The following is a 6595-nucleotide window of genomic DNA, read 5'->3' on the forward strand; positions in this document are numbered from 1 at the left end:
CCCCTCTTCCTCGCCGACCGGCGTCCCGTCCCCGCCCGAAGGCCCGGACCTGAGCACATCTGCCCCCCACACCGGACGGCCCCGCCTCGGCTACGACCGCCTCCGCGTCCTGATGGACACCCACCTCGGCCTTGACCCGCACCAGCTTCGCCATTCGGCCGCCACCCACCTCGGCGAGCAGAAGGTCCCGCTCCAGCTCATCATGGCCAAGACCCGCCACAAGAACCCGCGCAACGCCATGCGCTACACCCGGCCCGGCGGCGAGGCCGTCGCCGAGATCACCGGCATCCTTGCCCCACCCCGGCGCACCCACTAACCGCAGGACACCAGAACAGCCGCCGCGAGCGCTCTCTTGAAAGACCACGCCTCACGTCAAGCACCTGAGAATCACCTGGTCAGGGACGGGTTCGTTGGATTCTCGGCCAAGACTACGGCGACCCCTATATGCGCCCGATCTTTCCCGAGTACTACGGCGACCCCGTCCACGTCGTTGATAAGGAACAGGCTGGCTGAGCTGATTTGTGTAGGGTTGTGACACGTCGTTGCGCTCGCTAAGTCAACTTTTGGACGGCAACCATGGGTATATTTCGCAGGAAGCCAAGGACGCAGCCGCAACGACCACAGGCACCGGCACATCACAACGCAGCGCTGGACATCAGCCATCCTGTGTTCCAGCTGGAACTGGGTATGGACACCGCCGCCGTCGTCGGGCTACTCGGCGAGACGTACCTGAAGATGAGTGGCTGCTGGCTCTACCCCGACACTCCGGCAGGCTACGACATCAAGCTTGTTTTCCGTTACAAAGCGCTCACCTCGGTCACGGTGAACACAAAAGGGGCAGACGGCAACACGGCTGTGCTCATGACGATGGACCGCGACAGGGTCGAAGCCGCCCCGCCTTACCAGGCGTTCGTGGACCGCGAACGTCAGCAGCGCCGGGAACGTCGGCCGGTGGAGAAAATAGTGATCGTTCACGCGGGCGACAAGCTGCCGCCGGGCGAGTTGCGGCTCCTGCTGGATTACGTCAGGACCGCCCTGGTGGTCGAAACCGATGGCGTGCTTCTACGGGACATGCCTTACAACACATCACCCGAGAACATCACCCGGAGCTTCGGCATGACCGTGCTTGCCATGTTGGCAACCAAAGGTGGGCCACCCCGGGTCTGGTGGAGGCTCCGATACCTGGAAGGGTGAGGGGCTATGGCACCCCCGAGAAAGTACAGCCCTGAGCTGCGGGAACGCGCGGTTCGGATGGTGTTTGAGCTACGTGAGCAGACCGGTGAGCGGACCGGGTCGATCGCCCGGATCGCCGACCAGCTCGGGGTGCATCGCGAGGCGTTGCGGACCTGGATACGTCAGGTCGAGGTCGACGGCGGGAAGCGTCCAGGACGGTCGACCAGTGACGCGCAGCGGATCTCCGAACTCGAGCGGGAAGTTCGTGAGTTGCGGCGGGCGAACGAGATCCTGAAGGCCGCTTCGGCGTTTTTCGCCCGGGAACTCGATCCCAAACTGCCGCGCTAGTCGAGTTCGTTGATGCTCATCGCGAACAGTTCGGCGTGGAGCCGATCTGTGCCGTGTTGGAGTTCGCGTCGTCCACGTACTGGGCGGCGAAGAAGCGGGAGTCGAATCCGTCGGCTCGTGTGGTCCGGGATGAAGAACTGAAAAAGGAGATCCTGGGGGTGTGGAAAGGGCCGGGACGGCAGTTGTACGGGGCTCGGAAGGTGTGGGGCGAGCTCAACCGGCAGGGCGTCACCGTCGCGCGGTGCACGGTCGAACGGCTGATGCGCGAACTGGGCATCGCCGGGGCGACCTGGTCCCGCAAGCGTCCCCGAACCACCGTCCCCAGCGCCGACAGGCCAGGTGACCTGCTGGACCGTGACTTCACCGCGGACCGGCCAGACCTGCGATGGGTCGCCGACATCACCTACGTCGCCACCGCGGCGGGCTGGGTGTACACCGCGTTCGTCCAGGATCTGTACTCCCGGCGGATCGTCGGCTGGCAGGTCGCCGACCACCTCGGCACCGATCTCGCGCTCGACGCCCTGGAAATGGCGATCTGGGCACGCGGAGGTGACGTCTACGACCTCGTCCACCATTCCGACAGGGGTGTTCAATACACTTCTATCCGCTACGCCGAACGACTCGACCAGGTCGGCGCTGCCCGTTCTGTCGGCAGTAAGGGCGACTCGTATGACAATGCCGCTGCGGAGTCGCTAAACAGTCTCTACAAGAAGGAGCTCATCGAGTTCCATGGCGGCTGGCAAGGTGTCATGGATGTGACGATGGCCACCATGGAATGGGTTGCCTGGTACAATTCAGAACGACTACATTCTTACTGCGGGAACGCTCCTCCGGCCGAATACGAGGAGATGTTCAACCGATCAGCCGCCGGCACCGGTCTGGCGATCGAGAACCAACCGATCTAGCCTCCAACTTTGCCGGGGCGGCCCACTCTGGTCTGGCCTGACGGGTATGGCGTGATGCTTGGCGCGGCTGGGGCCGCGCTCACGGCCCTCCGCAGGGTCGACCCGACGATCGTGTCGCCACTGCTTCCCCTGCCACATCGATTCGGCCGGGCGGAACCAGGATGATCGACGCAGACGTCGAAGGGAGCCGATAGTGAAGACCGAGAGGAACAGGATGGCCGCCGAGGATAATCAGGGGCGGCGGGCCGACCTGGCCGCGCTCATGACACAACTCGAGGAGTCCATGGCCGATGTGCGGGGAATCGACGACTTCGTCGGTGCGGGCGCGGCGTTCATCAAGGGTGAGGAACAGGACATCGAAGCGACCGTCGACCAGATGATGTCGTTCTTCAACGGAGAGATCGGCGGACACTCCACCGAACGGCAACGTCTCATCCAGATCGCCCAGTGCATGCGGAGAGAGGCTGGCGGTGTCGCGATCTTCATGTTGACCTTCACGACCTGCAGTGCGGCGCTGTCGTGCTCCTACGCGTGTTGCTAACGTGATGCCGATGATTGCCGGCGCGGCAACGAAGTCACCTCCATGAGCACACTGGCCGCACAGGACCTCCTGCGCGTCTCGGATCTGCGCAAGTCCTACTTCGACATACCCGTTCTGAAGGACGTGGGTTTCATCCTCCGGCCTGGTGAGGCGGCGGCCGTCGTCGGCCCCAACGGCGCGGGGAAGACGACGCTGCTGAAGTGCGTCGCCGGGAGCGAGGACTTCGACGAGGGCAGCATTGAGCTGGACGGCAGTCCGCTCCGCGAGTCGGATCCGGCTGTACGCGCCGCGATGGCATGTCTGCTCGACGACGTCGACTACTTCCCCGACCTGTCGGTCGTCGACCACCTGAGCCTGTACGCCTGGGCGCACGGAACGGCCGACCCGCCGAAGACGGTCGACGCCCTGCTGGACGAGCTCAACCTGTCCGGCGCGGCCGACCAGCTTCCCGCCACCCTGTCCAGTGGGCAGCGGCACCGGCTCGGCCTCGCCTCCTGCCTGGTGCGCCCACGCCGGCTCCTGCTCCTGGACGAGCCGGAACAGCGTCTGGACGCCAAGGGGCGGGCCTGGCTCGCCTCCCGGCTCAACAGCGAGAAGGCCGCCGGAGTGGGCATCCTGTTCTCCTCCCACGACCGGGAGCTGATCGACGCGACGGCGGACTGGACCATCGAGGTCGCGACATGACTGTCGCCGACGTGCGCGAGACCGTTCCGCGGGCGGGGGAGCTGCGCCGTCGAGTGCGGTCCAGGAAACCGCGGCACTCCCTGACCGCCACCCTGTCCCTGCTGTTCGAACGCGCCCTCTACCTGGCAGTGCTCGGGGGCCTGGTGTGGGAGGTCGTACATGACGGGCTCCGGCGCATCGACCAGGGCGACGTCGCATCCTCTTCGCCGGGGACCTCGGTGATCCGCCTGACCTCCGCCATCATCGCGGTCCTGTGCGTGGCCCTGTTGGCCAGGGCCCTGCTGGCGTTCGGGCCGCTGTACGCCGGCGCCGCGTCACGCACCTGGCTGCTGAGCACACCGGTCGATCGGGGACGGCTGCTGGTCGGCCACTTCGCCGCCGCCGTGGCGATCGGCACGGCGGCGTGCGCCGCCATCGGCATGGCCTTCTTGCTGACGGCCGGACTCGCAGTCCCGTTCGCACCATGGCTGGTGCTCTGGGCAGCAATCGGAACCATAGAGACATGCCTGTGCGTGCTGGCACAGGCAAGACTGCGGTCGGTGCGTGGCGTCCAGCGCGGACTCGGCGTGGTCTCCTACGCGCTCGCCATCGTCGCCGTGGCGATCCCCGTCCTGCAGCCTGGCTACCTACTGACGGGCCTGGAGACGGCTGGCACGGTAGTGTACACGACATGCGCGGTCGTGCTCGTGGCGGGGACCGCAGTCGCGATCCACACGGCTCGCCGTGGCCTGGACACGCTCACCCTGGGGGCAGTGTCTTCCGGAGTCGAGCTCGCGACGGCGACCCAGGTGTCGGTGCTGTCCCTGGACTTCACGTTCTTCTGGTCCATCGTCCTGGAACGCCGTGCCCGCACGATCGCGAGAGTCAGGCCGGCTGCGATCAAGGGGAGCCGTTCCATCGCGCTGGTGAGGGCCGACCTGGCCCGTGTGCTGCGCACCCGCACCGGCCTGTTCGTCTGGGCTGCCCTGATGCCGGTGCCCTACGCGGCACACGTGATCGGCCTGACGCTCCTGCTGCCCGCCGTCCATCTGGTGGCGGCGTTCCTTGCCGTGGACAGGCTGGCCGGAGGGCTCCGCTTTGTCTCGCACTCACCCTCGATCCGCAGGGCGCTGGGCGGCTCGGATCGGTCGCTCATGCTCGCGCACCTGGTGGTCCCTGCGACTGGCGCGGTGGTCTGGTCGTCGGTCACCGCGGCGCTCATTTCCGGCATCTCCGTCCTCGCCGCCGCGATATCGGCCGTAGGCGCGGTGCTCGTCGCTTACCGGATCGCGACCAGGCCGCCAACCGACTACGGGGGCTCCCTCGTCGATTTCGGCGTTTTCGGCCCGACCCCGGTCGGCCTGATCTTGCAGCTCGCTCGCGGACCTGCCCTGCTGGCCGTGCTGTGCCTCGTCCAAACGGCGCTGGCGGGGTGACACTGCAGGCCCAATCAGGCGTGCAACTCAAGCACCACGCGGGTCGCCGCTCGGTCCACCCGCGCCACACTCAGCCCGGCCTCGGCGGCCAGAGCCGACAGGTCCTCCGGGGTCCGGTCCGGATTGGCGGTGATGGCCTCGAGCCAGAGCGTCATGGCGCTGCTCGGCCACTGAAGGTGTTCGGGCAAGTACACCTCCGACAGCAGGATCCTGCCATTCCGCCCGGCGGCATTCGCGCAGTTGCGCAGCAGCCGTACGGCGCTCTGGTCATCCCAGTCGGCGAGAACGGCCGAGAGTAGGTAGATGTCGGCGTACCGGGGCAGCGGCTCGAAGAAGTCCTGACCGACGGCAGCGGCCCTATCGCCCAGCCCGGTCTCGTCGAAGCGACGTCGTGCCACTCGGGCGAAAGTGGGCAAATCCAGGAGGGTCGCGCGTAGGTTCGGATGTCTGGTGAGCAGCGCCTCGACCAGCGCACCGGTGTGCCCGCCCACGTCCACCAGCGTGTCCGCAGTGCGCCAGCACGGATGTTCCACCAGAACCTCAACGTCGAAAGCTGGCGCCGCCTTGGATTGGGAACTCAGTTCGTCCTCGGCGTTCTTGCGCCCGTCGACATAGGACCACAGGTCGGTACCGAACATTCGCCGGTAGACCGATTCTCCTGTTCGCAACGTGTGTACGAGGTGAATCACGGCGAGCTCCGTCTGCCCGATCGCCCCGTCCAAGTCAAGCTGCTCGAACGGCCACGGCGCATTCCCGTCTCGCCGCAGAACAGTGCCCAGCTCGGTGAGCCGATAACGGCCCTCGTCAAGGGCGACGATGTTCACGCTCACCAGATGAGCCAGGAGCTTGCCGAGCGGGCGGGGCTGCGCGCCGACCCGCTCAGCGAGGTCCGGAAGCGTCTCGCCGTCCTCACCTATGTGATCGGCGATGCCGAGGGTGACCGTGGCCCGGATCGCCATGGGTGTGATCAGGTCCGACAACCCAACGATCTGCTGGTGGAGCGCGATATTCGCAGTCATCGAATCCCTCGTTCGGCAACAATCTGACGCATGAATCACGAATGAGGCCGGTAGGCTGAACCTTGCACGTCAACCTAAGCATTCTCCGCAATCCTATATCCAGCCTGCATCACCCGCGCCGCAGGCACGAAAGGGTGGCGTCATAGCGTCGTAGCAACATCCGAGGTGAGGGTTGTTGGTGGCGATGCTCGCCCCGCACCCACGATCAGCAGCAGGCCAATCCACGCACGCGTCAACCTCGTGGACCACCCCCATAAGTCTGGCGAATCATCCTCGGCGCCCCATCCTGGCTTCTCCGCCACGATCTCGCAGCCACCGTCCTGGCCATGCCCATCGCGCTCTTCCCTCTGATCAACGAGATCCGCTTCGACAGCACCCCCGAAGGGGGTATTCCCTCAGGTGTGGAAAGTGATCTTGCTGGGGAGCAAGTGATCAGTGGGTGAAGCGCCCACGTTCTTCGGGGGGAGAACCACACGTCATGTCCGTGATCGACCGTGTCGACGACACCAC

Annotated in this window: 7 protein-coding genes; 6 read left to right on the forward strand and 1 reads right to left on the reverse strand. The window is 65.9% G+C overall.

The annotated features are described in order from the left end of the window. The 6 genes from ETD96_RS38850 to ETD96_RS38875 form a co-directional block, all read left to right on the forward strand. Nucleotides 1-316 (forward strand): tyrosine-type recombinase/integrase (locus ETD96_RS38850; protein WP_240808539.1); only part of this gene is annotated, 316 nt, incomplete at its 5' end. Nucleotides 317-666: 350 nt separating this feature from the next. Then, complete coding sequence (locus tag ETD96_RS38855; protein ID WP_138641490.1) at nt 667-1194, forward strand: hypothetical protein; 528 nt, start codon at nt 667-669, stop codon at nt 1192-1194. Nucleotides 1195-1200: 6 nt separating this feature from the next. Next, a protein-coding gene (locus ETD96_RS38860; RefSeq protein ID WP_240808540.1) for an IS3 family transposase occupies nt 1201-2426 on the forward strand; the annotation gives its coding sequence in 2 pieces (ribosomal slippage) (nt 1201-1504 and nt 1504-2426; 1227 coding nt in all). A 214-nt stretch (nt 2427-2640) separates the two neighbouring features. Further along, on the forward strand, nt 2641-2967 hold the full coding sequence (locus ETD96_RS38865; protein ID WP_138641491.1) for a hypothetical protein: 327 nt from the start codon (nt 2641-2643) through the stop codon (nt 2965-2967). A 42-nt stretch (nt 2968-3009) separates the two neighbouring features. Then, a complete protein-coding gene (locus ETD96_RS38870) occupies nt 3010-3651 on the forward strand; it encodes an ABC transporter ATP-binding protein (protein WP_138641492.1) in 642 nt (213 codons plus the stop codon). Continuing rightward, nucleotides 3648-5066: a DUF6297 family protein gene (locus ETD96_RS38875; protein WP_138641493.1), complete on the forward strand. Its 1419-nt coding sequence runs from the start codon at nt 3648-3650 to the stop codon at nt 5064-5066. The genes ETD96_RS38870 and ETD96_RS38875 overlap by 4 nt, the downstream gene beginning before the upstream one ends. Before the next feature lie 14 nt (nt 5067-5080). Here the strand turns inward: ETD96_RS38875 and ETD96_RS38880 are convergent, their stop codons facing one another. Then, nucleotides 5081-6085, reverse strand: coding sequence for a methyltransferase (locus ETD96_RS38880; RefSeq protein WP_138641494.1), 1005 nt, complete (start codon nt 6083-6085; stop codon nt 5081-5083). Between the last annotated feature and the right edge of the window lie 510 nt (nt 6086-6595).

Source organism: Actinomadura geliboluensis, from assembly GCF_005889745.1.
Taxonomy (GTDB): domain Bacteria; phylum Actinomycetota; class Actinomycetes; order Streptosporangiales; family Streptosporangiaceae; genus Spirillospora; species Spirillospora geliboluensis.